Source organism: Salinimicrobium soli, assembly GCF_048323655.1.
In the GTDB taxonomy this organism is placed as follows: domain Bacteria; phylum Bacteroidota; class Bacteroidia; order Flavobacteriales; family Flavobacteriaceae; genus Salinimicrobium; species Salinimicrobium soli.
In genome coordinates this window covers 457,986-481,512 of the sequence record NZ_JBLUWW010000001.1, presented here as the reverse complement: position 1 = coordinate 481,512, position 23,527 = coordinate 457,986, and the positions used below count along the sequence as shown (strand labels likewise).

The window sequence follows — 23,527 nt, the reverse complement described above, 5'->3', positions numbered from 1 at the left end:
TTTGAACGGGACCATTTCAAAATGTACGCAAAGGCCAAAAAATTCTTCCTTCATTTAAGCTTTATTTAAGAAATGTATATCTTGGGTGCTGTTTATAAACCTGCTTTTTAAGCAATTAATCCTTCCCCCCGGGACCTATGGAAAATACCCTTACTACAACAAAATCGGGCACGCAGCGGTCGATCGTTATTATTGGAGCCCTCTTCTTTATCTTCGGATTTGTCACCTGGCTCAACTCGGTTTTGATACCTTATCTGAAACTCGCCTGTGAGCTGAACAATTTTCAATCTTACCTGGTGGTGACGGCTTTCTACATTTCCTATTTGGTGATGGCACTACCGTCGGCCTGGGTGTTGCAAAGAACAGGTTACAAAAAAGGAATGTCGCTGGGCCTTTTGGTCATGGCAGTTGGTTGCCTGGTCTTTATTCCTGCGGCCTATAGCCGGGAATACTGGATGTTCCTGTTAGGACTATTTGTTCAGGGAACAGGACTGGCCATTTTACAAACAGCCGCGAATCCTTACGTGACGGTCTTAGGGCCTATTGAAAGTGCGGCGAAAAGGATAAGTATTATGGGGATCTGTAATAAAGTAGCCGGAGTGTTAGCCCCAATTATTCTGGGAGCAGTGCTCTTCAGCTCTTCGGAAGATCCCGGGGAAGCCATTGCAGCTCTTGCCGGCGAGGAAAAAATTGCAGCTCTAAACGAACTTGCTGAGCGGGTTATCGATCCTTACCTGGTGATGATGGGGGTACTCATATTACTCGCATTGATGATCTATTTTTCTGCCCTTCCTGAAGTGGATGCCGATGCCGAGGACGAAGCAGTGGCAAAGTCAAATCTTAATAAGACCAGCATTTTTCAATTTCCGCATGTCTTTTTAGGAACGCTTGCGTTGTTCCTTTACGTGGGTGTGGAAGTGATCGCGGGAGATACTATTATCAGTTATGCCAATCAGGCGCACGGCATCCCGCTCAACGATGCAAAGTTCTTTGCCAGTATCACGCTGGCCGCAATGATCGTGGGCTATGTGATCGGAATTTTCACTATTCCGAAATTCGTTAAACAGGAAACCGCTTTAAAGATCTCTGCGATTCTGGGGATAGTATTCGGATTACTTGCCATTTTCACGAATGGATTCGTTTCAGTTTTCTGTATTTCTTTACTGGGGTTAGCCAATGCGATGGTATGGCCGGCGATCTGGCCAATGGCACTTGCAGGATTGGGAAGGTTTACCAAAATAGGATCTTCTTTTCTTATTATGGCCATTGCCGGGGGAGCTGTAATTCCTCCATTGTATGGCTACCTGGTTGATATAGTGAATCCGCAGCAGGCATATTGGATCCTTATTCCCTGTTACCTGTACATATTTTACTTCGCAACTAAGGGATATAAAGTGAGATCTTTGTAAATTCTCGTTTCAAGAAAAAAATTGCCATGAATAAAAAGACCACAGAACAGGCTTCCCTATATGATCATCTGGAATTGATGAACACCGCTGAGATCCTGAAAAATATAAATAACGAAGACAAAAAAGTACCCGAAGCCGTCGAAAAGGTGATCCCTCAGATCGAAAAAGTGGTAGATCGGGTAGTAGAACAAATAGGGGTACATGACGGCCGACTCTTTTATATTGGCGCCGGAACCAGTGGTCGGTTAGGAGTGCTGGATGCTTCGGAATGTCCTCCAACCTTTGGAGTTTCCGAGAACCTGGTGATAGGACTAATTGCCGGGGGAGATGTCGCCCTTCGGAAAGCTGTTGAAAATGCTGAAGATGATGATCAGCAGGCCTGGAAAGACCTGCAGGAAAAGAACATTTCTGAGAAGGATGTGTTGATAGGTATCGCCGCTTCAGGAACCACCCCTTACGTGATTGGCGGAATAAAAAAGGCACGCGAAAACGGCCTTTTCACGGCCTGTATAACCAACAATGCCGGTTCTCCGCTCAGTGAAGCCGCCGAAGTACCTATTGAAGTCGTGGTAGGCCCTGAATTTGTTACCGGTAGTACCCGCATGAAATCGGGGACATCACAAAAACTGGTGCTCAACATGATCTCTACTTCTGTAATGATCCGTCTGGGCCGAATAAAAGGCAACAAAATGGTGGACATGCAGCTTTCCAACAAAAAACTGGTGGGCAGGGGAGAACTGATGCTCATGGAGGAACTTCATATTTCTGAACACCTGGCGCGTACCCTGCTGCAGGAATACAAGAGTGTACGGAAAGTTTTGGAGGTATTTAAAAATCAGCCGGAAAAATAACCTGTGCTTTACACTTTTTTGAGAATCAAACGTTAACTAACAAAACTTCTATTTTTTAATACCTGAATGACAAAGAAAAGCCTCTACATTGTTCTTTTGCTGGCCCTGTTTAGCGCTGCCTGCTCTACAACCAAGCCGGTAGTAGTAAAGAAACGACCTGCAACTCCTGTTGCTGAGAAACCGGTACAAGAGAAGGAAGTGGTAACTCCTCCAAAACCTGTTCCCGCTTCTCCAAAACCCGAGGCTGTGGTAGATCCGGTAAAGGAGATCACCGCTTCGCCCTACGTGATGAGGGAATTCCGGGCGGCATGGATCGCCACAGTGGCCAATATCAATTGGCCAAGTAAAGCCGGGCTCTCTTCTGAAGCACAACAAAAGGAAGCTTTGCAATTGCTGGATTTTCTACAGCAGCACAATTACAATGCAGTCATTTTTCAGGTGCGGCCACAAGCTGATGCCCTTTATAAAAGTAACCTGGAGCCCTGGTCGTATTTCCTTACAGGAGAACCGGGCAAGGCGCCTGAACCCTATTATGACCCGCTGGAATTCTGGATCAAGGCAGCACATGATCGCGGACTGGAACTACACGTGTGGCTGAATCCGTATAGGGCCCATCATACTACCGGAGGCGAAGTAAAACCGGCTTCTGTAGTGAAACAACATCCGGAGCTGGTGGTACAGCTCAGGAACGGAATGTGGTGGATGGATCCTTCCAAAGAAGCGGTACAGGATCATACTGCGGCAGTGGTAATGGACCTGGTAAAGCGGTACAACCTGGACGGCGTACATTTTGATGACTATTTCTATCCGTATGCCTCCTATAACAAGGGTGCAGATTTTCCAGATGCGGCTTCTTATGCAGCTTACACGGCAAAGGGAGGAAAACTTTCAAAAGAAGACTGGCGCAGGGAAAGTGTGAACCGGTTTGTAGAACGCATCTATAAAGAAATAAAAGCTGAAAAGCCCGAAGTAAAGTTCGGGATCAGCCCATTCGGAATTTACCGGCCGGGTCACCCGCAATCCATCTCCGGAATGGATCAATACAGTGAATTATATGCGGATGCTAAATTATGGCTGAACAAAGGCTGGATCGATTATTATTCACCACAGTTGTACTGGAAGATCAGCCAAACGGCACAGAGTTTTCCGGTGCTTTTGGGTTGGTGGGAAAAAGAGAATTTGGAAAACCGGCATTTATGGCCGGGGATAAATATTGATTTTGGAGGCGATGATCCCAACCTCATTGAGACGGTAAGTCAGATCATGATCACCCGGGGAATGTTGCCGGAAAGTAAAGGTAGCATCCATTGGAGTATTGGGCCATTGTTGAAATATCCAAAACTTTCGGCCGGGATCCTGGATAACGCCTACCGCAAACAGGCCCTGGTTCCCGAGAGTCCGTGGTTGAATGATGTGGCACCGGCAGCACCGCAGGTAAGCACCTTCAAAAATGGGGAGAAAGTGCTGGTGAGCTGGAAACATGAAGATCCAAAAAAGGTTTTTCAGTGGGTTGTTTATTACAAGTACAACAACAAATGGAATTACAAGATCCTGGATCACCGCCAGAGATCCTTTACCTTGCCGAAGTACCTGGCCGATAAAAAGGAAAACGGAACATTGACCAATCTCGGAGTCACCGCGGTAAGCAGAACGGGTGTACAGAGTAATTTTCTGGAGAAGCAGATCCCTGCTGATCTCGCTTTACTGGAATCGGCTTCGGAAGATCAGGAAACAACGAATTAATAAAAGAGAGTGAAAAAACCTCCTTTTTAAAAAACACTGAATGAGAAGTTTTAAAAGACCAATTTTAATTACCGCACTCGCATTATTGGGACTACAATCCTGTAAAAATGAAGCTTCGGAAGAAGTTTCTGAAGACAGGGCTGCTGAAGTTATTGCAGAAGTACGGCAGGAATATGTTCCTGATAAAAGGGTCGCTCTGTTTGATATCGAGAGCGAACCACAAGGGAAATCTTATGTGCTGAAAGGGGATTCCAATCTTCCGGAAGCTGTAGCTGCCCTGAGGGAAAAACTTCAGGCTGCAGATGTGGATTATATCGACAGTATTCAACTCCTGCCTTCCGATGAACTGAAGGGGAAGACCCGCGCTTTGGTCCGCACATCGGTGGCGAATATTAGAAGCAACCAGGGGCATTCCTCAGAACTTGCAACACAGGCTACTTTGGGAACGCCGTTGAAGGTATTGAAACACGATGGCGACTGGTATCTTGTACAAACCCCCGATAATTATATTGCCTGGGTGGATCACGGCGGAATTACCCCTCTTACCGAACAGGAATTCGCCAGTTGGAAAGCTGCGGAAAAGGTCATTTTTCTGAGACCTTACGGGCAGGCTTATGAAAAGGCTGCTACCAATTCCGGAATTGTTTCTGACGTGGTGGCGGGGGACATCTTTGTTCTAAAAGGTTCCAAAAATGGCTTTTTTGAGGTGGAATATCCTGATGGCAAAATTGGCTATCTTGAAAAGGACAAGGCCCAACCTTATAAGGAATGGATAGCTTCCCGAAGCCTTTCTGAGGAAGAACTCGTTTCTACCTCTAAAGAATTGATGGGTCTGCCATATCTCTGGGGAGGCACCTCTCCAAAAGGGGTGGATTGCAGCGGCTTTACCAAGACCATTTATTTTATGAACGGGATGGTAATTCCTCGCGACGCCTCTCAACAGGTACATACGGGAAAAGTTGTTGACTCCACTAAGAACTTTGAAAACCTGCAGCCGGGCGACCTGCTGTTCTTCGGAACTCCCGCAACAGATTCTTCTAAAGAACGTGTGGTACACGTGGGCATGTGGATTGGAGATAATAAGATGATCCATTCATCAGGGAATGTGCACATCAGCAGTATGGACCCGAATTCCGAAGATTTTGATGAGTTCAATTATAACCGTTATTTGAGAACCAAACGCCTGGTAGGTGAGGAAGATCCAAACCTGTTGCTGCTCTCGCGAAACGATCTCTTTATGGCACAAAAACCTGCTTCCGATAGCCTGTCAAAAAAGTAATTTTAAAGCCCCCTTTTTCATGAAGTTCTTTTCCTGTTTTTTCCTCTTACCAATTCTTTTCCTTTCAGTTTCCGTGAATGCCCAAAGATCAGCTCAACCTGACTTCTTACAGTACCGGGAAAGCGCATGGGTAGATTCGGTTATGAACAGCTTAAGTCAGGAGGAGAAGATTGGGCAGCTTATCATGGTGGCAGCTTATTCCAATCGTGGTGCAAAGCATAAGCAAGAGATCCTGGAGCTTGTAAAAGAGCAAAAAATAGGCGGACTTATCTTTTTTCAGGGCGACCCGGAGTCACAGGTGGAATTGATGAATGATTACCAGGAGGCTTCAAAAGTGCCACTTTTGGGTGCTATTGATGCCGAATGGGGACTGGGAATGCGGCTGGACAATACGATCAGTTATCCGTTCCAGATGGCACTGGGAGCCATTCAAGATGAGGATCTTCTACTGGAATTGGGAGCTGAGGTCGCACGGCAGGTAAAGCGAACCGGGCTGCATGTGAATTTTGCACCGGTTGTAGATGTGAATAATAATCCGGAGAATCCCGTGATCAATTTCCGAAGTTTTGGTGAGGATAAAGAGAATGTGGCCAGCAAGGCGGTTGCCTACATGCAGGGAATGCAGAATGCCGGAGTTTTTACCACGGCGAAACATTTTCCGGGTCATGGCGATACGGGTACCGATTCCCATTACGCGCTCCCGCAGATCAACCATTCCATAGCAAGACTTGATTCCTTGGAACTCTATCCTTTCAGAAGGATCATAGAAGCCGGAGTGGGAGGTGTGATGGTAGCACATCTCAATATTCCCGCCCTGGATTCTACCGGTGTGCCTTCCACGCTTTCCAGAGCTATTATCACCGATCTTTTAAAGGAAAAGCTGCAATTCAAAGGCCTGATTGTGACCGATGCCATGAACATGAAAGGCGTAACTATGGGCAATCTTCCGGGAGTAGTGGATAAAGATGCTCTTTTGGCTGGTAATGACCTGCTGGAATTTACCGAAGACGTTCCCAGGACCATAGAAGAGGTTAAGAAAGCCATTCAGCAAGGCCTGATCACCCAGGAAGATATTGACCAGAAGGTCAGAAAAATACTGGCTGTGAAGCAGTGGGTAGGGCTTGACCGGTATAAACCTGTTCCAAAAAAGCGAATAGAAAAGGATCTTAATTCGGCCGCGGCTAAACTGCTCAATCACCGGCTGGTAGAGGCTTCGCTCACGGTACTCAAAAATGACAAAAATCTACTGCCTTTACAGCAGTTAGAGACCCTGAAGATCGCTTCTGTTTCTATAGGTGCTGAAAAGAAGACCAAATTCCAAAAAAGCCTGAGCCTCTATTCAAAGGTGGAACATTTTCAGTTGGAGACCGAAGCAGATTCCGCAGCGGTGGCAGAATTGATGGAGGAATTGCAGGAGTATAACCTGGTAATTCTTGGGGTACACGACCAAAGCAAATTCCCGCGGAACAAGCTGAACTTTTCTTCGGAAGTGGTGCAGTTCATTTCAGAATTCTCCGGAAAAGAGAACACGGTAATCAGCTTTTTTAAGAATCCGTATGTACTGAATAAGATAGAAAATATTGAAAATGCACCTGCCTTAATTGTGACCTATCAGGATTCTGAACTGACCGAAAGCCTGGCTGCCCAGCTCATTTTTGGAGGGGTAGGTGCCAACGGAAAACTGCCGGTAAGCGTCGGAAAGAAATTCAGGGCAGGTGAGGGGCTGGAAGTTTCCGGCGGCATTAGACTCAGCTACAGCCTGCCTGAAGCTGTTGGGATGAACTCTGAGATCCTGGAGCACGGGATCGATTCGCTTATGCAGCAGGCTATCGAGATGAAGGCCATTCCCGGCGGACAGGTGCTGGTGGCAAAGGATCAAAAAGTGGTGTTTTACAAGGCTTATGGGGAGCATGTTTATCACGACACCATTCCGGTAGAAAAGACCGATCTGTACGACCTGGCTTCGGTCACCAAAATTGCTTCGGTTATGCCGGTGTTGATGGAGTTATATGACGTGGACAAATTTCAGTTAGACGAGACTTTAGCAGATCACCTAAAGAAATTCCGAAGGTCAAACAAGAAAGATATTCCATATCGCGATATCCTGGCGCACCAGGGAAGGCTGCAGCCATGGATACCTTTTTGGAAGAATACACTGCGCAAGAACGGCAGCTATCGCTGGTGGACCATCAAAAAAGATTCCTCGGCACGCTATCCAATCAAGATCACTGATAATATGTACCTGCACAGGAACTACCCAAAGAAGATCAGGAAAGCCATTCGAAAATCGCCACTTTTGGAGGAGAAGAAATACGCCTATTCCGATTTCTTCTTTATCCTGGCGCCTGAAGTGATCAAAAATATTACCGGGGAAGAATTTGCCGGTTATCTGCAGGAACATTTTTATGAACCCCTGGGCGCTACCAGCCTAACTTTTAATCCTTCTGAAAAATTTCCCGCAAGTGATATCGTTCCTACAGAGAACGATTTTTTGTTTAGGCACGAAGCTATTCACGGAACAGTGCATGATGAAGGCGCAATTATGTTGGGAGGGATTTCGGGCCATGCGGGCCTTTTTTCCAACGCCAATGACCTTGCGAAGCTGCTGCAGATGTATCTGAATGGCGGCGAGTATGGCAGAAGGAGATACCTTCAGGAAGAAACATTAAAGGAATTCACCCGCGTTCAGTTTCCGGAGAATGACAATCGGCGGGCTTTGGGCTTTGACAAACCAGCCTTGAAATATACAGGACCCGACAGTAATACGGCGAAAGATGCTTCCGCAGCAAGTTTCGGCCACACAGGCTTCACCGGCACCATGGTGTGGATGGATCCGGAGTATGATCTTCTCTATATTTTTCTCGCTAACAGGGTTAGTCCTACACGGGAAAACAAACGACTTTACCAGCTTAATACCCGTACCCAGATTCAGCAGGTATTATATGATGCAGTTAAGCATTGAGGTTTTCCACATTTTTGGAAGGAATATCTTAAAATTTTACCGCTTTAGCTGTAGAAGAAGCTGTTTGATTTTGATTTGATTTCAGAAGTACTATATTTGTTTGATTGTGTTAATTTTATAGACACTAACCAACCAGATCTAATGCAGAAAACCTACCTCCCCCCAGCCTTTTTGCTGTTCTTTCTATTGCCATTTTCCGGTATTGCCCAGCACAATTTAGACGGTAGAATTATTGACAGTAACAACGATCCTATCGCCTTTGCGAACGTAATTTTATTGAGTGCGAAAGATTCTACTACTGTTTACAAAGGGGCTGTTTCTACTGAAAATGGGGAGTTCCGTTTTACCAATATTGAGGAAAAACCTTACGTGATAAAAGTGAGTTTTGTGGGGTATAAAGATTATCTGGCACTCATAGAAGATCCCACGAAAGAAAAATTATCTCCGGTGGTGCTCAAGGAGTCTTCAGAAGATCTTGGAGAGGTTTCTATCAATTATAAAAAGCCAACTGTGCGAAAGCAAGTGGACAGGCTTGTTTTCACAGTCGAAAACTCCAGCCTTTCCAGTGGTAGTACCTGGGAGATCCTCAAAAAGACACCGGGAGTCATTGTTGCCAATAACAGCCTGCAGGTTAGGAACCAGGGCGTACAGGTTTATATCAACGACCGTAAGGTGCAACTCTCTTCTTCTGAATTGCAGACCCTGCTTGAGAATTATTCCGGAGAGAACATTAGATCTGTTGAGGTGATCACTAATCCGCCGGCGCGTTATGATGCTGAAGGCGGGGCTATCCTGAATATTGTCACTTCGAAAACTATCATTCCGGGTTATAAAGGCAATGTGAATGGCGCCTATACCCAGGCTATTTACCCCAAGTACACCTTGGGAACCAGCCATTATTTGAAAAATGAGAAGCTTAACCTGTTCGCCAATTACAGTTTTTCTCCACGGAAGGAATTCAAGGATGATGACAGTTATATTAACTTCCGAAATGCCGGAAATGTGATCTCCAGATGGGAGACCGATTTCGACCGAACTACAGAATCGAACGCCCATAATGCCAATTTGATCCTCGATTACGACCTCGATAACAAAAACAGGCTTAGTTTTTCAACCTACACGACCTTTTCTCCCGATAGAACGTTCAATAATGTGGTGTTGACAAATATTGAGGACCAGTTACCATCCACCCCTGATTACTTTATTACCAACAGCGGACTTGAAGAAGACGTGAAAAACATCGCGATGGATCTCGAATTCAGGCATCAGTTGAATGACGTAGGAGCACAGATCTCTGCAAAAGGACATTACACCCGGTTTGATAAGGACCGGATGCAGGACGTGAAGACAACGAATTTTGATGGTGGTAATACTTCCTCAGTAAACGAATTCTACACAACCGCAGCTCAAAATATAAACATCTATGTCGGCCAGTTGGATTACGTCACTCCGTTGGCGGGGACTAATTTCGAAACCGGGATAAAAGCTTCGGTGATCGATTCTGAAAGCGGGATCGATTTCTTTGATGTGGAAAACGGATCGAGTCAACCCAATACTGCTTTATCTGATAATTTTCTGTACGACGAGAATATTTTTGCCGGGTATTTAAGCTTAACCAAAGACTGGGAAAAGTGGAGTATAAAAGTGGGATTGCGCGGAGAGTATACTGACCGGACCGGTGAATCTGAATCGATGGAACAGATCGACGACCGGGAATATTTTGAATTGTTCCCAACTTTCTTCCTTCAACATATGTTATCAGGTGGTAACAGTTTAACCCTTGATTACAGTCGAAGAATAGCACGGCCCAGGTATGAAAGCCTGAATCCTTTTCGGTATTTCCTGAACGAATATGACTATAACTCCGGAAACCCAAACCTTAGAGCTGCTATCAGCCATAATTTCAACCTGAACTTCACCCTCAAAAATGAGTATTTCTTTGATCTTTATTACCGTGATAACGGCGGAAGACCACAGACGCTTAGTTTTCAGGATAATCGGGCCCTTACTATTCGCAGGGTGAGTGTTAATTTACTCGACAGTAAATCGTACGGACTGGACATTAGCCATGGCCGTTCACTGGCCAACTGGTGGTACGCATACGCATACGTGAGCTTCTTCCATGAAGAAGAGACCTTCCTGGCCCTGGAAAGCAATAATGCAGAAGTTACCAATGATATTGATGCCTTCTACGGAACCATTTACAACAGCTTTGTGCTTTCTAAAGACGGGACCCTATCGGGAGACCTGAGCCTTACATACGTATCTGACTGGATCACGGGTTCTTATAACTTTGAGCCTATGACCACGCTGTCGTTTGGTTTCCGAAAGTCTTTGTGGAACAACAGGGCAGAGGTGACCCTGCATTTTGAAGATGTGCTGGATGAGACCAATACCTGGCTGCGCTCCAATTACCTGAATCAGGACAACGGCTTCTACGCCAAACCCGAAAACCGGTTTGTGCGCGTGGGCTTTAAATACAACTTCGGAAACTTCAGACTGCAGGATAATGAACGTTCTATTGAAGCAGCGGAAAGGGAACGGCTTTAATGGTTAAAAAAAATGTCACACCGAGCGGAGTCGAGGGGTCACTATATTCCGGTTTCAAAATTCAAGACTCAAAATTATAAGGTGTCAAAAATGACATTTTAGAAGGTCTTTTTTCTCTGCTCTCTTCTCTTTATTCTGTAGAAGGAGATTCTTCACTCCGCTGCGCTGCGTTCAGAATGACAGTTCAAAGCGGTGTTAAAAATGGCATTTTTGGCGATCTTTTTTGAAGCTAAGCTGGAAAAATTAAAAGTATTAAACTATAAGGTGGAAAGCAGTAATATTTTTATTATTGGAATTTTAAATTGAAAATAAATGTTTGAATTGAACAAAGGTGGGCGTTTTGTTTTGTTTTTACTTTTGACTATAGGCTTGAATTCCTGCAGTAGCGGAAATTTAGTTAAGGATACTTATCGAGCTTCCGAAGATCTTTCTCAGGTTTCAAAAATAGCATATTATGCGCCGGTATTTCATTTTGAAAACGAAGAGGATATTTCTTTACAACACATCATGTATACCAACAAAATGGTTGATTCTGTTTTGCATTCGCATGAAAAATACAGGATAGAAACCAAATTCGAGCCGTCAACGGATGGTGATGCTCAAGTGAAGGAGCTCGCAGAATTTTTTGAATTTTATAAGAATGGGGAAACCGATATTCCGATACCATCAGTGATACAGGAAGAATGGAAAAAACAACCTGCGCGTTATATAATGGCGCTTTATTTTGAGCCGGAATATGCACATTGGAAGAAAGGCCCCCGGTATCTACTTAAAAGGCCAGAAGGAGGGCGTGTTCGTAATGGCAGCCTTTTACATATGCTGTTGTTTGACAAGAAAGCTTCAGAAGTGCTTTTCTACGGAAATGTCAAGGGTGATGGTAAAGAACATTATATATGGGAGTTTCGCGACAGCCTTGAAAGCCTTTATTTTCAGATTTTTCCTGACTTTCAAAAAAGCTGATAATTTTTCCGCTGAGCTGCGTTCAGAATGACAGTTCCAAAGAGGTGTCAAAAATGTCGTTTTCGGTGGTTTTTTTCTCTTCTCTCTTTTCTTTTTCTGAAGAAAGAGATTCTTCACTTCGCTTCGCTGCGTTTCAGAATGACTAATAAAGAGGTGTCAAAAATGACCTTTTTGAGGATCTTTTTTCTCTATTCTCTTTTCTGTCTTCTCAATTGAACATTACAGGTTGATAATTAAGCTTTTACACTAAAAAGAATTTCTTATTTTTGCAGCCCTAAAACCTCTTGATTTGGCTAAAATTGGAAATATTGATGTAGGAGATTTTCCGTTGTTGCTTGCACCAATGGAAGATGTGAGTGATCCGCCATTTCGCGCGCTGTGCAAGGAGCAGGGTGCCGATGTTGTTTACACTGAATTCATTTCTTCGGAAGGGCTTATTCGCGACGCCGCTAAGAGCGTCATGAAGCTCGATATCTACGAAAAGGAAAGACCGGTGGGCATTCAGATCTTTGGTGCGAACCTGGAATCCATGCTGCAGTCGGTGGAGATCGTAGAGAAATCCAATCCAGATATTATCGATATCAATTTTGGCTGTCCGGTGAAAAAAGTGGTTTCCAAAGGCGCCGGAGCCGGAATTCTGAAAGATATTCCATTGATGGTTTCACTTACCGAAGCCATGGTAAAACATACCAATCTGCCAATCACCGTCAAGACGCGTTTAGGCTGGGACAATGATTCCATTAAGATCGTGGAGGTTGCCGAAAGGTTACAGGATGTAGGTGCAGCCGCTATTTCCATTCACGGTCGTACCCGCGTTCAAATGTACAAGGGCGAAGCCAACTGGGCACCCATAGCCGAGGTTAAGAACAATCCTCGCATGCACATCCCAGTCTTTGGAAACGGAGATGTGGACTCGCCGGAAAGAGCCATGGAAATGCGTGATAAATTCGGATTGGACGGCGCCATGATAGGTCGTGCCAGTATCGGATATCCGTGGTTCTTCAGAGAGGTCAAACACTACTTTAAAACAGGAGAACATCTTGCACCGCCAACTATGGAAGAAAGGCTGGATGCTGCCCGTAGGCACCTGCAAATGGCCATAGACTGGAAAGGTGAAAAATTAGGCGTTTTTGAGACCCGTAGGCATTACACCAATTACTTTAAGGGAATTCCGCACTTTAAGGAATACCGTCAAAAAATGGTCACCAGTGATGATGCTGCTGATGTATTTGCGGCATTTGATGAGGTGGAAAAAGAATTTGCCGGTTACGAGTTTGCTTAGAAAAGTCCAGGTTACAAGCCCCAAATTTTAAAAGAAATTTTTTCAATTCTGGGGTGGAATTTCTATGGAGTTTAGGTTTTCCGTTTTACCCCTTTCCCTAAAGGGAGCTGGAAAAACCTTTCAAAAAAAATATCCTTTCGACTACCCACCACCCACTACCTACTACCGTCTGCCGACTAACGACTACCGACTAACCCACAAGGGCTTTTTTACTTCGGCTTGCCGCAATATAAGAGGCAATCATCCCTAAAGCAGTAATAGTCACCATAACCACGAGAATATTTTCCCAGGTAATTGTTACCGGATAGGGCAGAGTAGGAGTGATCATTACCAGGCTGTACTCCTGCTGGAGAAAAACTACTGCCAGGGAAACAAGAAGGCCTAGAGTACCCCCCATGAGTGTGAGGAATACTCCCTGCGCAAAAAAGATATTTTTGATCTGCTTTGGTGTGGCTCCCAGGCTGTGGAGTGTCTTGATATTTTCCCGTTTATCGAGAATCGCCATAATTATTGATCCCACCACATTGAAAAGGGCAATGATCAGCACGAGTGTAAAGATGAGGTATACCGCGAGGTTTTCGGTATTAAGCATTTTATAAAGGGATTCATTTAGTTGCGCCCGGTTCTTTACCTGCACATCTGCCTTTAGAGCGCTATGTATATTTTCGATAACAGCTTCAGGATCGGCGCCGGGAGAAAGTTTGATCTCGAGAGCGCTTACTCCCCCTTCCTTCATTTCCAGCAGGTAACGCACGTAATTTATGGGAGCGTATACATATTTATCGTCCAGTTCTTCGCTAATGCTGTAGATTCCGGAAACTATGGCTTCTTCGGAATTAAACGCGTTGGTAGGATCAGTGATCTGGCCTGTTCCCGGCCGCGGTACCATGATCTTCAACAGATCTGAATAATCAAAGATCCCCAGGGAAAGTTCGCGAGAGATATTGTTTCCAACAACCACCTGTGCTTCTCCCGGTGCAAACCAGGTTCCGAAGACCACCGCACTGTCCATCTTATTTACCCGCAAATAATTTGGATCAACCCCTTTGATGAAAGCCGTCTTATTTTTCGAGCGGAAGTCAAGGAAAACTCTTTCTTCTATCACTTCGGAATAAACTCCGATCCCTTCCAGTTGCTGTAGATCTGCAGCCTCTTCAGGAGAAATCACAAAGGTTTTGCCCTTTTCGGGGAACACCTTAAGGTCAGGGTCGTATTCGTTAGAAAAAGAAAGGCTGAAATCTTTGAGTCCGGTGAAACCCGATAGCACGATGAATAAAGAAAAAGCGCCCGCAAATACCCCTAGTGCCGCAATGATCGTAATGATGTTGATGGCATTACTGCTGCTTTTTGAAAACAAGTAACGCCGGGCTATGTAAAAGGGGAAATTCAAAGGAGCTTATGATTTTTTCCGTCGGGAAAGCAGGTCCGGTTGCTCGATAGGATTGTCTTCCCCTTTCATGGACTTTTCGATATTCTCAATGTAGTCCAGGGAATCATCTATAAAGAATTCCAGGTTCGGCATCCTGCGCAGCTGATGCTTGGTGCGCTGGGCCACTTCGTGCTTTATCTTCGGCTTTAATATATTAAGCTCTTCCAGGATCTCCTTGGCGTTCTTCGCCGGAAAGATGCTGAGGTAAGCCTTGGCCTGCGAAAGATCTGTGGTGACCTTTACTTTAGAAACTGATATCAATATCCCCATCTTCCCCGCGTCCCTTAAGTGAGACTGGAGTATGTCAGCCAAATCGCGCTGGATCACTCCTCCTATTTTTTTCTGTCTGTTCGTTTCTTCCATACTGCAAAAATAGCATTTTTAAAAATGATTATTCTTAAATTCGTTTTATATAGCTATTAGCTGTTGGCTCTTAGCCTTTAGCTTTCCAATTATCTAATCACCAATCACCAATTAACCAATTAACCATTCACCAATAATAAATAACCATGAACAAGATAGAACATATAGGAATAGCTGTCAAAGACCTGGAACAGGCGGGGAAGACATATGAGACCCTATTGAACACCGAATGCTATAAGACCGAAAAGGTGGAAAGCGAAGGAGTGGAAACCGCATTTTACAGGGTGGGAGAGAGCAAGATAGAACTTTTAGGCGCCACCCGTGATGACAGTCCTATAGCGAAATTCCTGGAGAAGAAAGGAGAGGGCATACACCACATCGCTTTCGGAGTGGAAGATATCAAGGCTGAAATGGAGCGGCTGAAGAACGAAGGTTTTGTGCTGCTGAACGAAGAGCCCAAAAAAGGAGCTGATAATAAGCTGGTTGCTTTCTTACATCCGAAGTCTTCGAATGGGGTGCTGGTGGAATTATGCCAGGAGATCAAAGAATAGCAGTGCGGCTGGTGTAAGAATGTAAATTTATTCCTTGCTGAGTAAAGGATTATTGTATAAATTTGCGCCCTCTCAAGTTAATTGAGCCGGTCCTATAGCTCTCCCGAAACGTCGGGGGGTTAGAGCACCAAACGGTCCTATAGCTCAGTTGGTTAGAGCACCTGACTCATAATCAGGTGGTCCCTGGTTCGAGCCCAGGTGGGACCACAGACAACCTCGTCGAAAGACGGGGTTTTTTTATTGCTTTTTTGGAGGTTACGGCAAATCAATCCATAGCTTTTAATTCGCTTCAGATCAAAACCTTAAGAATTCTTTATCACCGGCCACACAATGTGTTTCGGGAAGAGGCGTTATTTTAGGGAAACAAAACAAAAAGCAGCTGGTTATGAATAAATTCAAATTTTCAATGGGACTACTGGGTGTCTTTATGATCTTTCAGGCATGTTCTGAAAGTGATGATACCACTGAACCCAACCTGAATGCTGTAGCATTTTCAGCAGATACGCATGTAAGAACAGCGACCTTACCTCAAAGCATTCTGGATTATGTAACTGAGAATTATCCCGGTCTTACCATTATTGAAGCTGAAATTGAAGATAATCAGAACTACGAAGTTTATCTAAGCGATCATACCGAACTGGTATTTAACTCGCAGGGAGAATTTTTAGGGGTCGATGACGATGACAATGAATTTGGGGATGAAGACATAGATCCGTCTGCCCTCCCTCAGAATATTCTGGATTTCATAAACAAGTATTACCCCGGTGCCACTATTGAAGAAGCGGAGTTGGAAAATAACGGCCATTACGAAATTGAATTGAGTAACGATGTGGAACTCATCTTCGACGGAAATGGTAATTTCCTGGGTCAGGCGCAGGATGAAAATGACGACGACCAGGGGGAGAACGAAGAAGACATCGATCCCTCACAATTACCTCAAGCAATATTGGATTACATCGCCCTGAACTATGCAGGTACAGTGATCATCGAAGCCGAGATGGATGATGACGGTTATGAAGTAACTCTGAATAACGGAGTTGAACTTGAATTCGATCAGCAAGGGAATTTCCTTAGTGCAGAAGATGGAAACGGAGAGGACGAAGGCGAAGATGATTAATGATCTATAAAAACTAATAAATAGAAAGCCTTTCAATTTTGAAAGGCTTTTTTGTTTCATAATTAAAAATTCAGGCTGTTGGCAGTTTTTGGTATCTTTCAGCTTTAGTTCCCTTTTCATGCTCACCTTCCAAAAAAGCTATTTTTTCGCTGCTCTTCTGCTCTTCCTGCTGCTCGTATTCATTGCAGTGTATGTTAGTGATACCATAATAAGGCCTTACGGAGGCGATGTGCTCGTGGTCATCTTTTTGTATTGCCTGCTGAAAAGCTTCCTCAAAATGCCTGTCAAAAATGCCATTTTTGGAGTGCTTCTTTTTGCGTTCCTTCTGGAAGGGCTGCAGGCATTCGATCTCGTTGGGAAGCTGGGGTTGCAGGGAAATCCTGTTGCTGTGACTATACTTGGAAATCACTTCGACTTTGGGGATCTTCTGCTGTACCTGCTGGGCGGCGCGATTGCCTTTTTAACTGAAATATTCCTTAAGAAATCATTTAGGAAAAAGGCTTTTTGACGGGTCGGTCTAACAATTAAGACAACCTTAATAGATCTTGCTTCCGTCTTTTTTAACTTGGGGAATATTTGAAAAAAGGTTGTTATGCAACACGTGATCTGTTATGTGAGTACTGCCAGTAGTGAACTAAATACTTCCAAGATTGAGGAGCTTTTGGAAAAGTGGCAGGAATGGAATAGTGAAAAAGATATCAAGGGGGTTCTTCTTTACTCTGACGGGCATTTTTTCCAGGTGCTTGAAGGTGAAAAAGCCAGGGTACTGGAACTTTTCGTCAAGATCAAAAACGATCCGCGGCATAATGATATCATACAGGTGGTAGGCAAAGATGTGGAGAAAGGTTCTCTGAACGGTTATATGGTGGACAACCTGCACAATCAGCGTTTCTCAAAACCCGAACTGATCCAAACCTATTTGGAGGCGGTAAAGGGTATGGAGTCTCAGGTGCAACAACAGATCAAAGTTATCATGGGTTCCTTTATAGATACCCAGTTGCTTTAAAGATTTTTGGGGTAAAACCTTTCGGAATCCTTTCAGTCCAAAGGCAAAAAAATCTTGCCTTAAAATTAATTTCTTCCCGGGCGAAGCAGATATCCTACGGCGGCCAGTAATGCTCCGCCCGCAATTCCCGCTACCCACTTGTTGCGGTTGGACGGTTTTTGATCTGCCAGTTCTTTTCTCCGTAAGTATTCCTTAACCCCCAGTTTGGAAGCACGTTCAAAATTTGGTCCGGGCACTAATAGCTCGTCCCGGTCCTGAATAATATTCAGCGACAGCAGCAGCTCATAGGCGGGTTGAAATTCAGAAAGATCTTCCAGACTGTGTTCCATCTGGCCTTCATTCTGGATAATTAGCATTACCACTTCAGCAGCTTGAATCACTTTATAAGTATTATCTTCCATAGGTTTCTTTGTATTCCTCTTCTGCGGCTTTTTCCTCGGAAAAGAACCTGCAGTTTGAGATGTCAAAAATCTGAAATTGTTTGCTTAGTCCTGAAGGGTTTAACAAAAAAAATCTGTTGAGGTCCAACAGATCTTTTCCCGGGTAAAAAAGCCGATTTATTTGACACTTTATAGAAACGGTTAGCTTTCGATCAGGACGAATGGCAAAAATGCCTTTTTCTTGTCGTATTCAGATCTCAACAGGTTTTTAAGTGATTCATTGTTCCGCATGATCATGTAAAGAGCCCCCTGTGCCCGTAACAATTTTTCTTCATTGCTGGTGCCAAGCTCCACCTTATACAGTTCCTTAACCCCTGCAACCAGCTCCTGGTACATATTATTTTCGTCGGAATCAAGGTGCTCCAGGATGGTGGAAAAGGCGAAAGCCTCCAGGTGGGGTTTGCGCTCGGCCAGAGTTTGTTCTATTCCGTTGAGACCGCCACAAACCTTGGCTTTATAATTACCTTCGGGAGTTATACCTTTTATGTTGAAGTACTTTACCGCCACATTTAGCAGTTGGTCCATAGACACACTGTCTTTTTTCTCGACCGAAAGTTTTTTGAGTACCTCATTAAAGCTGGTATTGTTTTTCAGAAGGTCATAAAATTCACTCCTTATTACAGCTGCCTCATCTAAATTCTTTAACTCATTAATTTCCTCACGATCAGTAAAATTCGTAAGCAGGTAATAAAAAAACTGCCTGTTTCCATTAACCACGTCTGAAAAGCATTTACTCTGCGGAACCTCCTTAACCGAGGGTACCATCATGGTACGGTCACCATATTGTTCTTTCTTGAGATCAAAGACCTCCTCATAATTGGAAGTAAGGTCACATTGAGAGTGCACCACACCGGCAAAAAGTATGAATAAAAGGCTGGTAATAATTCTGTCCATAATGAATGTTTTAAAAAATGGATTTCAAATATACCTAAATTTTTAGTTTAAACTAATTTTTTAGTTGTGTTCTTGAGCTAGAATGGACAGCCTGGGATGAACAACCTTTCGGGAAATTTTATTTATAATCTTTAATAAGCGTATTCCATTTAATGGTTTTGAGCGTACCCACCAGAATGGGATCTATTTCCTTTACCACAGGTGATCCTTTTGGAAAACTATAGCTGTAATAATCTTTTTTGATGGTCTTTTGCAGAACCTCTAATTCATCCCCCAGATTATTTTGCTCTATATAATAGCTAAGTATGGGTTGGTCATAAATAAAAAGTTGCGTTTCTCCTTTGCTTATTTTCTCGAACCCTTCCTGCGCATTTAAAACTTTTTCTGAATCGATCCCATACTGCTCCAGCAACTCTTCGGCACTGGAACTCTCAACGGTGGTCGTCTCAAATTTTCTGAGATCTTCAATAGAAGTGATCTCATCCTGCATATTCTGAACGGTCAGTGAAGAAGCGATTCCGGCCGTAAGGCTGGAGATCATTATTATTGCAAGGAACATCCAGATAAACCCGATGAACCTTCCTCCAAAAGTACGCGGAGATTTATCTCCATATCCCACTGTGGTCATGGTTACCGCGCTCCACCAGAAGCCCTGCAGAATTCCCCTTCCTCCTTTGGAAAATTCCTCATTATTGCCCCGTCTTTCAAAGATCCAGACCAGAAAGCCAAATGCGAAGATTACGCTCACTAGGATAAGAATGGCCGAAAGAAAATTCCAGCTAATAATATTCATTAGATATTTCCAGAAGGAAGACTCCTTGCGCTTGGCGATGCCGGTGTGGGAAATAAAATAGGGTTGGGAAAATTCCATTTTTTGCATTCGCTGGTCGGTGACCGTAATTGGATTAATGCTGAGGTCGACCTCTCCTTTTTCTACAGCGGAAAGTAATTCTCCTAAAGAACTATATTCTTTGAAGACGAAGTCGGCTCCAAATTTCTCGTTCACCATATCCCAGGATTTGATACTGAGGCCGGTGAATTCTCCCTTTTCCTTCACCACAAAAGGTGGAGCTTCGGTGATTCCTATTGTAAGTTTTTTCTTTTCCGAAAGGCTATCCTGTGCGAAAATGGATCCTGAGAACAGGAGAGAGAGAATACAGTACAGAAAAATTTTCCTGGTCATATTTTTTGCATTTGCTGAAAAAATAACAAAAAATGTCATTTTAAAGGGTATTGTTCTTAATGCATTTTAAGAAATAGGGATACTTCAAATCATAAGAGAGCGTTAAATTATGTAGGAAATTTCTAGGATTTAAAGTGCTTTATATGAAAGCACTATTAAATTTCCTATTTTTGGTACTGTGGCAGAGTGTTTTAACGACCTCTTTTTTAATTGAGCAGATAGAGAAATGCTTCGAAATTAGGATTACTTTCGGCATATGGGGAAAAAAGTAAAATATATCTTTTTGGCGCTGGCATTGATCTGCATGAGCTTTGGTGTTTACAGTCAGGGCGGACATAATCCACCTCCTCCCCAGGCTGACGGAAACGGAAGAAGACCCCCGCCTTGTGACCCCGGAACCCTTCCCGGCAATGGCAACGGTAGTCCGCCACCGCCACCACCCGGACTTTGCCTTCCAATTAATGACTATCTCATACCCCTGTTTTTTACCGGGATACTTCTGGGTGCCTATAAGATTTATGCCATGGAAAAACGGAGTAAATCCAAAAGTTTAGAGACAGCTAAATAAGATCACCCCATCGACGAAATGCTAAAATAATCGATAAAGTGTCGTTTCTCCATATCTTTTTTTAATATTGCCTTTTGAAAGGCGATGTTGAAAAGAGGAAAAATCATATCATTAATAACAGGTGTTTTTTTGGTGTGCGGGGTGGCTTCTAATGCCGCCACAGATCCTCCACCGCCCAGTTCAGATTCGACTACTCAAAATCCTCCCTGCTCTTCTTCAGATGAAGAGACAGGAACGGGAGTACCCCCACCACCGGGTTTGTGTTTACCTATTAACGATTATCTCGCGCCTCTTTTTCTTGCGGGAATGGTGCTGGGGTCTGTAAAATTAGTCGCGGTTAAAAAGCGAAGGGAGGAAACTCATTAAACGAGCTTAAATTCTGTAAGCCGTTTTACGTATTTACCAATTACATCAAATTCCAGGTTCACTTTTGTGCCTTCCCTGTAATATTTGAAGGTGGTATGTTCATAAGTAAAGGGGATGATGGCAACGCTAAATTCATTCCGTTTGGAATTTACCACGGTAAGGCTTACTCCGTCAACGGTAATAGATCCTTTTTCAATGGTAATATTTTGTGCTCCGGGGTCGTATTCAAAGGTGAAGATCCAACTTCCGTCATTGCGGGTAACTTTAGTACAGGTAGCTGTTTGATCAACATGTCCCTGAACAATATGTCCGTCTAAACGTGCCCCCAGTTGCATCCCACGCTCAAGATTTACGGCATCTCCTTTCTTAAGTTCTCCCAGATTTGTTTTCTGAAGGGTCTCTTCAATTGCAGTTACCGTATAAGTATCACTATCCTTAGAAACTACCGTCAGGCACACCCCATTGTGGGCAACGCTCTGGTCGATCTTTAATTCGGGTGCCATTTCGGCTTTTACACTTATATGGAGATTGCCATCACTGGATCTCAGGTCTTTAATCTGGCCCAGTTCTTCTATGATGCCTGTAAACATTTCAATATATTATTAGTTACCTTTGTGAGCATAAAATTAACCTATTTACGCAGAACCTATATGAAGTCAGCCGAAAAAATAAAAGTGGGGATCAGCATTGGTGATCTCAATGGTATTGGGAGTGAAGTAGTGCTGAAGACCTTTGAAGATGCCCGCATGCTGGAACTGTGTACCCCTGTGATCTTCGCTTCGGCAAAGACCATAACTTTCATTAAGAAAAAGCTGAAGCTGGACATTAACTTCCAGGGAGTGGAAGAGGCATCACAAGCCATCGATGGCAAGATCAATGTTGTCAATGTTTGGAAGGAGAATGTAAATATCAATTTTGGGGAGGAAGACAAAACAGCCGGTCATTATGCTTTTCTATCTTTAGAAGCGGCTACCAAGGCTCTTAAAGAAGGAAGCATTGATATCCTTGTCACTGCTCCTATTAATAAACACACGATCCAAAGTGAGGAATTCAAATTCCCGGGGCATACAGATTATTTAGCAAAAGAACTTCAGGGCGATAGCCTTATGTTCATGGTCACCGACAATCTTAAAGTGGGGTTGCTTACAGATCATGTCGCGGTGAAAGATGTAGCTTCAGTTATTACTCCGCAATTGATCGAAAAGAAGATCAACATCATTTATACTACCCTTCAGCAGGACTTCCAGGTTTCCCAACCTAAGATCGCCGTACTGGGAATTAATCCGCATAGTGGGGATAACGGCGTAATAGGCAGGGAAGATGAGGAGATACTGAAACCTACTTTGGAAAAGATCCGGAACAGCGGGAAACTGGTTTTTGGACCCTACTCTGCCGATAGCTTTTTTGGATCGAGTAACTTTAAGAACTTTGACGCCGTAGTAGCGGCATACCACGACCAGGGATTGATACCGTTTAAGACTCTTTCTTTTGGAAACGGAGTGAATTTTACCGCCGGGCTAAGCAAGGTGCGTACTTCTCCAGATCATGGTACCGCTTACGAGATCGCAGGTAAGGGTGAGGCAGATTTTCAGTCATTTAAGGAAGCTGTTTTCAAGGGAATGGATATTTTCAGAAACCGACAGGAATACGAGGAGCTGACACAAAATGTTCTGAAAAAACAGAGCAAAAAGATATAAACAAAAATTTGTTCATAAACATATCGCAATTCATTAATTTTTATATCTTTGCACCCGCCTTATCCTGAGGGTCAGGCACTCGAAACTGATGATGAAATGAGGAAATTAAAAGAGTTTACGATCCCTTTTGTGGGATTAAAACTAGGAAAGCACCAGTTCGAGTACGAAATTGACAATGAGTTCTTTGAGCATTTTGAGTATGATGAATTTAACAGTGCAAACCTGAAGGTTGATCTTATTTTAGATAAGAAAACGACCATGATGGAACTCACTTTTAAAACATCGGGAACGGTAAACATCTTTTGTGACCTTACCAACGAACCTTATGATCAACCTATAGAAAGCACTCTGTTTTTGGTGGTTAAGTTCGGGGAGGAATACAACGATGATAACGAGGACCTTCTTATTCTTCCGCATGGAGAATTTGAAGTGAATGTTCAGCAGTACATTTATGAACTGGTGGTTTTAGCTGTTCCTTCCAAAAGAGTTCATCCGGGAGTGATCGATGGATCACTTCAGTCTGAAGTACTTGAAAAACTGGAGGAGTTAACTCCGAAAGAAAAAGAAATGAAAGCAGAGGAGGAAATTGATCCCCGCTGGAACAAATTAAAAAATTTATTAAACGATAAATAATACGCAGCCATGGCACATCCTAAGAGAAAGACCTCAAAAACGAGGAGAGATAAAAGAAGAACGCATTACAAAGCGTCTGTTCCACAAATAGCTACAGATCCTACTACAGGAGAAGCGCATTTGTATCACAGAGCTCACTGGCATGAAGGTAAACTTTATTACCGTGGTCAGGTTTTGATCGATAATACAGAAGAAGTAGAGGCTTAATTTAGAAAAGAGCTTCGAAAATATATAGAACTCTCAC

The 23,527-nt window shown here is 43.7% G+C and carries 23 protein-coding genes and 1 tRNA gene; 18 read left to right on the top strand and 6 right to left on the bottom strand.

Annotated features, from left to right (window positions below):
• Positions 1 to 137: 137 nt before the first annotated feature.
• From ACNORC_RS02285 to dusB, 8 genes are all read left to right on the top strand, one after another.
• Entirely contained in the window at positions 138 to 1,409 is a 1,272-nt protein-coding gene (locus ACNORC_RS02285; protein ID WP_418333968.1) for a sugar MFS transporter, read from the top strand.
• A gap of 26 nt (positions 1,410 to 1,435) precedes the next feature.
• Positions 1,436 to 2,260 (top strand): N-acetylmuramic acid 6-phosphate etherase, encoded by an 825-nt coding sequence (gene murQ / locus ACNORC_RS02280; protein WP_418333967.1) that lies wholly within the window; start codon positions 1,436 to 1,438, stop codon positions 2,258 to 2,260.
• A 66-nt stretch (positions 2,261 to 2,326) separates the two neighbouring features.
• Positions 2,327 to 4,003: a glycoside hydrolase family 10-like protein gene (locus ACNORC_RS02275; RefSeq protein WP_418333966.1), complete on the top strand. Its 1,677-nt coding sequence runs from the start codon at positions 2,327 to 2,329 to the stop codon at positions 4,001 to 4,003.
• Between the two features lie 40 nt (positions 4,004 to 4,043).
• Positions 4,044 to 5,282: a C40 family peptidase gene (locus tag ACNORC_RS02270; RefSeq protein ID WP_418333965.1), complete on the top strand. Its 1,239-nt coding sequence runs from the start codon at positions 4,044 to 4,046 to the stop codon at positions 5,280 to 5,282.
• 19 nt (positions 5,283 to 5,301) lie between these two features.
• The gene (locus ACNORC_RS02265) at positions 5,302 to 8,244 is read left to right on the top strand and encodes a serine hydrolase domain-containing protein (RefSeq protein ID WP_418333964.1); all 2,943 of its coding nucleotides are present in this window, start codon (positions 5,302 to 5,304) and stop codon (positions 8,242 to 8,244) included.
• A gap of 141 nt (positions 8,245 to 8,385) precedes the next feature.
• Positions 8,386 to 10,794: an outer membrane beta-barrel protein gene (locus tag ACNORC_RS02260; protein WP_418333963.1), complete on the top strand. Its 2,409-nt coding sequence runs from the start codon at positions 8,386 to 8,388 to the stop codon at positions 10,792 to 10,794.
• A 312-nt stretch (positions 10,795 to 11,106) separates the two neighbouring features.
• Entirely contained in the window at positions 11,107 to 11,754 is a 648-nt protein-coding gene (locus ACNORC_RS02255; protein WP_418333962.1) for a hypothetical protein, read from the top strand.
• A gap of 289 nt (positions 11,755 to 12,043) precedes the next feature.
• The gene (gene dusB, locus ACNORC_RS02250; protein WP_418333961.1) at positions 12,044 to 13,036 is read left to right on the top strand and encodes a tRNA dihydrouridine synthase DusB; all 993 of its coding nucleotides are present in this window, start codon (positions 12,044 to 12,046) and stop codon (positions 13,034 to 13,036) included.
• Positions 13,037 to 13,226: 190 nt separating this feature from the next.
• On the opposite strand, the gene ACNORC_RS02245 is transcribed toward dusB, so the two are convergent.
• Both ACNORC_RS02245 and rbfA read right to left on the bottom strand, forming a co-directional pair.
• Positions 13,227 to 14,426, bottom strand: coding sequence for an ABC transporter permease (locus ACNORC_RS02245; RefSeq protein WP_418333960.1), 1,200 nt, complete (start codon positions 14,424 to 14,426; stop codon positions 13,227 to 13,229).
• Positions 14,427 to 14,432: 6 nt separating this feature from the next.
• Complete coding sequence (gene rbfA / locus ACNORC_RS02240; protein WP_418333959.1) at positions 14,433 to 14,828, bottom strand: 30S ribosome-binding factor RbfA; 396 nt, start codon at positions 14,826 to 14,828, stop codon at positions 14,433 to 14,435.
• A 146-nt stretch (positions 14,829 to 14,974) separates the two neighbouring features.
• Here rbfA and mce point away from each other — a divergent pair, with 146 nt between their 5' ends.
• The 5 genes from mce (at position 14,975) to ACNORC_RS02215 (ending at position 17,502) form a co-directional block, all read left to right on the top strand.
• On the top strand, positions 14,975 to 15,379 hold the full coding sequence (gene mce / locus ACNORC_RS02235) for a methylmalonyl-CoA epimerase (RefSeq protein ID WP_418333958.1): 405 nt from the start codon (positions 14,975 to 14,977) through the stop codon (positions 15,377 to 15,379).
• Between the two features lie 133 nt (positions 15,380 to 15,512).
• Positions 15,513 to 15,586, top strand: a tRNA-Ile gene (locus ACNORC_RS02230).
• A 178-nt stretch (positions 15,587 to 15,764) separates the two neighbouring features.
• Positions 15,765 to 16,496 (top strand): PepSY-like domain-containing protein, encoded by a 732-nt coding sequence (locus tag ACNORC_RS02225; RefSeq protein ID WP_418333957.1) that lies wholly within the window; start codon positions 15,765 to 15,767, stop codon positions 16,494 to 16,496.
• Positions 16,497 to 16,614: 118 nt separating this feature from the next.
• Positions 16,615 to 17,004: a ribosomal maturation YjgA family protein gene (locus ACNORC_RS02220; RefSeq protein ID WP_418333956.1), complete on the top strand. Its 390-nt coding sequence runs from the start codon at positions 16,615 to 16,617 to the stop codon at positions 17,002 to 17,004.
• 84 nt (positions 17,005 to 17,088) lie between these two features.
• Positions 17,089 to 17,502, top strand: a complete 414-nt coding sequence (locus ACNORC_RS02215; protein WP_418333955.1) for a BLUF domain-containing protein — start codon at positions 17,089 to 17,091, stop codon at positions 17,500 to 17,502.
• A 65-nt stretch (positions 17,503 to 17,567) separates the two neighbouring features.
• On the opposite strand, the gene ACNORC_RS02210 is transcribed toward ACNORC_RS02215, so the two are convergent.
• The 3 genes from ACNORC_RS02210 to ACNORC_RS02200 form a co-directional block, all read right to left on the bottom strand.
• Positions 17,568 to 17,903 carry a hypothetical protein gene (locus ACNORC_RS02210; RefSeq protein WP_418333954.1) on the bottom strand — a complete coding sequence of 112 codons (336 nt, stop codon included), beginning with the start codon at positions 17,901 to 17,903 and terminating at the stop codon, positions 17,568 to 17,570.
• A 180-nt stretch (positions 17,904 to 18,083) separates the two neighbouring features.
• Complete coding sequence (locus ACNORC_RS02205; RefSeq protein ID WP_418333953.1) at positions 18,084 to 18,836, bottom strand: hypothetical protein; 753 nt, start codon at positions 18,834 to 18,836, stop codon at positions 18,084 to 18,086.
• Between the two features lie 118 nt (positions 18,837 to 18,954).
• The gene (locus ACNORC_RS02200; protein WP_418333952.1) at positions 18,955 to 20,019 is read right to left on the bottom strand and encodes a transporter substrate-binding domain-containing protein; all 1,065 of its coding nucleotides are present in this window, start codon (positions 20,017 to 20,019) and stop codon (positions 18,955 to 18,957) included.
• Between the two features lie 256 nt (positions 20,020 to 20,275).
• Between ACNORC_RS02200 and ACNORC_RS02195 the strand changes: the two genes are divergently transcribed.
• Together ACNORC_RS02195 and ACNORC_RS02190 are read left to right on the top strand one after the other, a co-directional pair.
• Positions 20,276 to 20,587: an Fjoh_0651 family PID-CTERM protein gene (locus ACNORC_RS02195; protein ID WP_418333951.1), complete on the top strand. Its 312-nt coding sequence runs from the start codon at positions 20,276 to 20,278 to the stop codon at positions 20,585 to 20,587.
• Between the two features lie 87 nt (positions 20,588 to 20,674).
• Entirely contained in the window at positions 20,675 to 20,953 is a 279-nt protein-coding gene (locus ACNORC_RS02190; RefSeq protein WP_418333950.1) for a hypothetical protein, read from the top strand.
• Here the strand turns inward: ACNORC_RS02190 and ACNORC_RS02185 are convergent.
• Complete coding sequence (locus ACNORC_RS02185; protein WP_418333949.1) at positions 20,950 to 21,543, bottom strand: riboflavin synthase; 594 nt, start codon at positions 21,541 to 21,543, stop codon at positions 20,950 to 20,952. The two genes, ACNORC_RS02190 and ACNORC_RS02185, sit on opposite strands and share 4 nt — an antisense overlap.
• Positions 21,544 to 21,603: 60 nt before the next feature.
• Between ACNORC_RS02185 and pdxA the strand changes: the two genes are divergently transcribed.
• The 3 genes from pdxA to rpmF all read left to right on the top strand — a co-directional run bounded on the left by pdxA (position 21,604) and on the right by rpmF (position 23,490).
• Positions 21,604 to 22,650, top strand: coding sequence for a 4-hydroxythreonine-4-phosphate dehydrogenase PdxA (pdxA, locus tag ACNORC_RS02180; RefSeq protein WP_418334624.1), 1,047 nt, complete (start codon positions 21,604 to 21,606; stop codon positions 22,648 to 22,650).
• A gap of 96 nt (positions 22,651 to 22,746) precedes the next feature.
• Positions 22,747 to 23,283, top strand: coding sequence for a YceD family protein (locus ACNORC_RS02175; protein ID WP_418333948.1), 537 nt, complete (start codon positions 22,747 to 22,749; stop codon positions 23,281 to 23,283).
• 9 nt (positions 23,284 to 23,292) lie between these two features.
• Positions 23,293 to 23,490, top strand: coding sequence for a 50S ribosomal protein L32 (rpmF, locus tag ACNORC_RS02170; RefSeq protein ID WP_006988996.1), 198 nt, complete (start codon positions 23,293 to 23,295; stop codon positions 23,488 to 23,490).
• The last annotated feature ends 37 nt before the right edge of the window (positions 23,491 to 23,527 follow it).

Excerpts from the sequence above, each read along its gene's own strand:
- mce (WP_418333958.1), top strand. The coding sequence starts at position 14,975 with ATGAACAAGATAGAACATATAGGAATAGCTGTCAAAGACCTGGAACAG.
- murQ (WP_418333967.1), top strand. The coding sequence starts at position 1,436 with ATGAATAAAAAGACCACAGAACAGGCTTCCCTATATGATCATCTGGAA.
- ACNORC_RS02205 (WP_418333953.1), bottom strand. The coding sequence starts at position 18,836 with ATGGACAGAATTATTACCAGCCTTTTATTCATACTTTTTGCCGGTGTG.
- rpmF (WP_006988996.1), top strand. The coding sequence starts at position 23,293 with ATGGCACATCCTAAGAGAAAGACCTCAAAAACGAGGAGAGATAAAAGA.
- ACNORC_RS02200 (WP_418333952.1), bottom strand. The coding sequence starts at position 20,019 with ATGACCAGGAAAATTTTTCTGTACTGTATTCTCTCTCTCCTGTTCTCA.
- ACNORC_RS02285 (WP_418333968.1), top strand. The coding sequence starts at position 138 with ATGGAAAATACCCTTACTACAACAAAATCGGGCACGCAGCGGTCGATC.
- rbfA (WP_418333959.1), bottom strand. The coding sequence starts at position 14,828 with ATGGAAGAAACGAACAGACAGAAAAAAATAGGAGGAGTGATCCAGCGC.
- ACNORC_RS02270 (WP_418333965.1), top strand. The coding sequence starts at position 4,044 with ATGAGAAGTTTTAAAAGACCAATTTTAATTACCGCACTCGCATTATTG.
- ACNORC_RS02260 (WP_418333963.1), top strand. The coding sequence starts at position 8,386 with ATGCAGAAAACCTACCTCCCCCCAGCCTTTTTGCTGTTCTTTCTATTG.
- ACNORC_RS02175 (WP_418333948.1), top strand. The coding sequence starts at position 22,747 with ATGAGGAAATTAAAAGAGTTTACGATCCCTTTTGTGGGATTAAAACTA.
- ACNORC_RS02185 (WP_418333949.1), bottom strand. The coding sequence starts at position 21,543 with ATGTTTACAGGCATCATAGAAGAACTGGGCCAGATTAAAGACCTGAGA.
- ACNORC_RS02220 (WP_418333956.1), top strand. The coding sequence starts at position 16,615 with ATGCTCACCTTCCAAAAAAGCTATTTTTTCGCTGCTCTTCTGCTCTTC.
- ACNORC_RS02225 (WP_418333957.1), top strand. The coding sequence starts at position 15,765 with ATGAATAAATTCAAATTTTCAATGGGACTACTGGGTGTCTTTATGATC.
- ACNORC_RS02195 (WP_418333951.1), top strand. The coding sequence starts at position 20,276 with ATGGGGAAAAAAGTAAAATATATCTTTTTGGCGCTGGCATTGATCTGC.
- ACNORC_RS02265 (WP_418333964.1), top strand. The coding sequence starts at position 5,302 with ATGAAGTTCTTTTCCTGTTTTTTCCTCTTACCAATTCTTTTCCTTTCA.
- ACNORC_RS02255 (WP_418333962.1), top strand. The coding sequence starts at position 11,107 with ATGTTTGAATTGAACAAAGGTGGGCGTTTTGTTTTGTTTTTACTTTTG.
- ACNORC_RS02275 (WP_418333966.1), top strand. The coding sequence starts at position 2,327 with ATGACAAAGAAAAGCCTCTACATTGTTCTTTTGCTGGCCCTGTTTAGC.
- pdxA (WP_418334624.1), top strand. The coding sequence starts at position 21,604 with ATGAAGTCAGCCGAAAAAATAAAAGTGGGGATCAGCATTGGTGATCTC.
- ACNORC_RS02215 (WP_418333955.1), top strand. The coding sequence starts at position 17,089 with ATGCAACACGTGATCTGTTATGTGAGTACTGCCAGTAGTGAACTAAAT.
- ACNORC_RS02210 (WP_418333954.1), bottom strand. The coding sequence starts at position 17,903 with ATGGAAGATAATACTTATAAAGTGATTCAAGCTGCTGAAGTGGTAATG.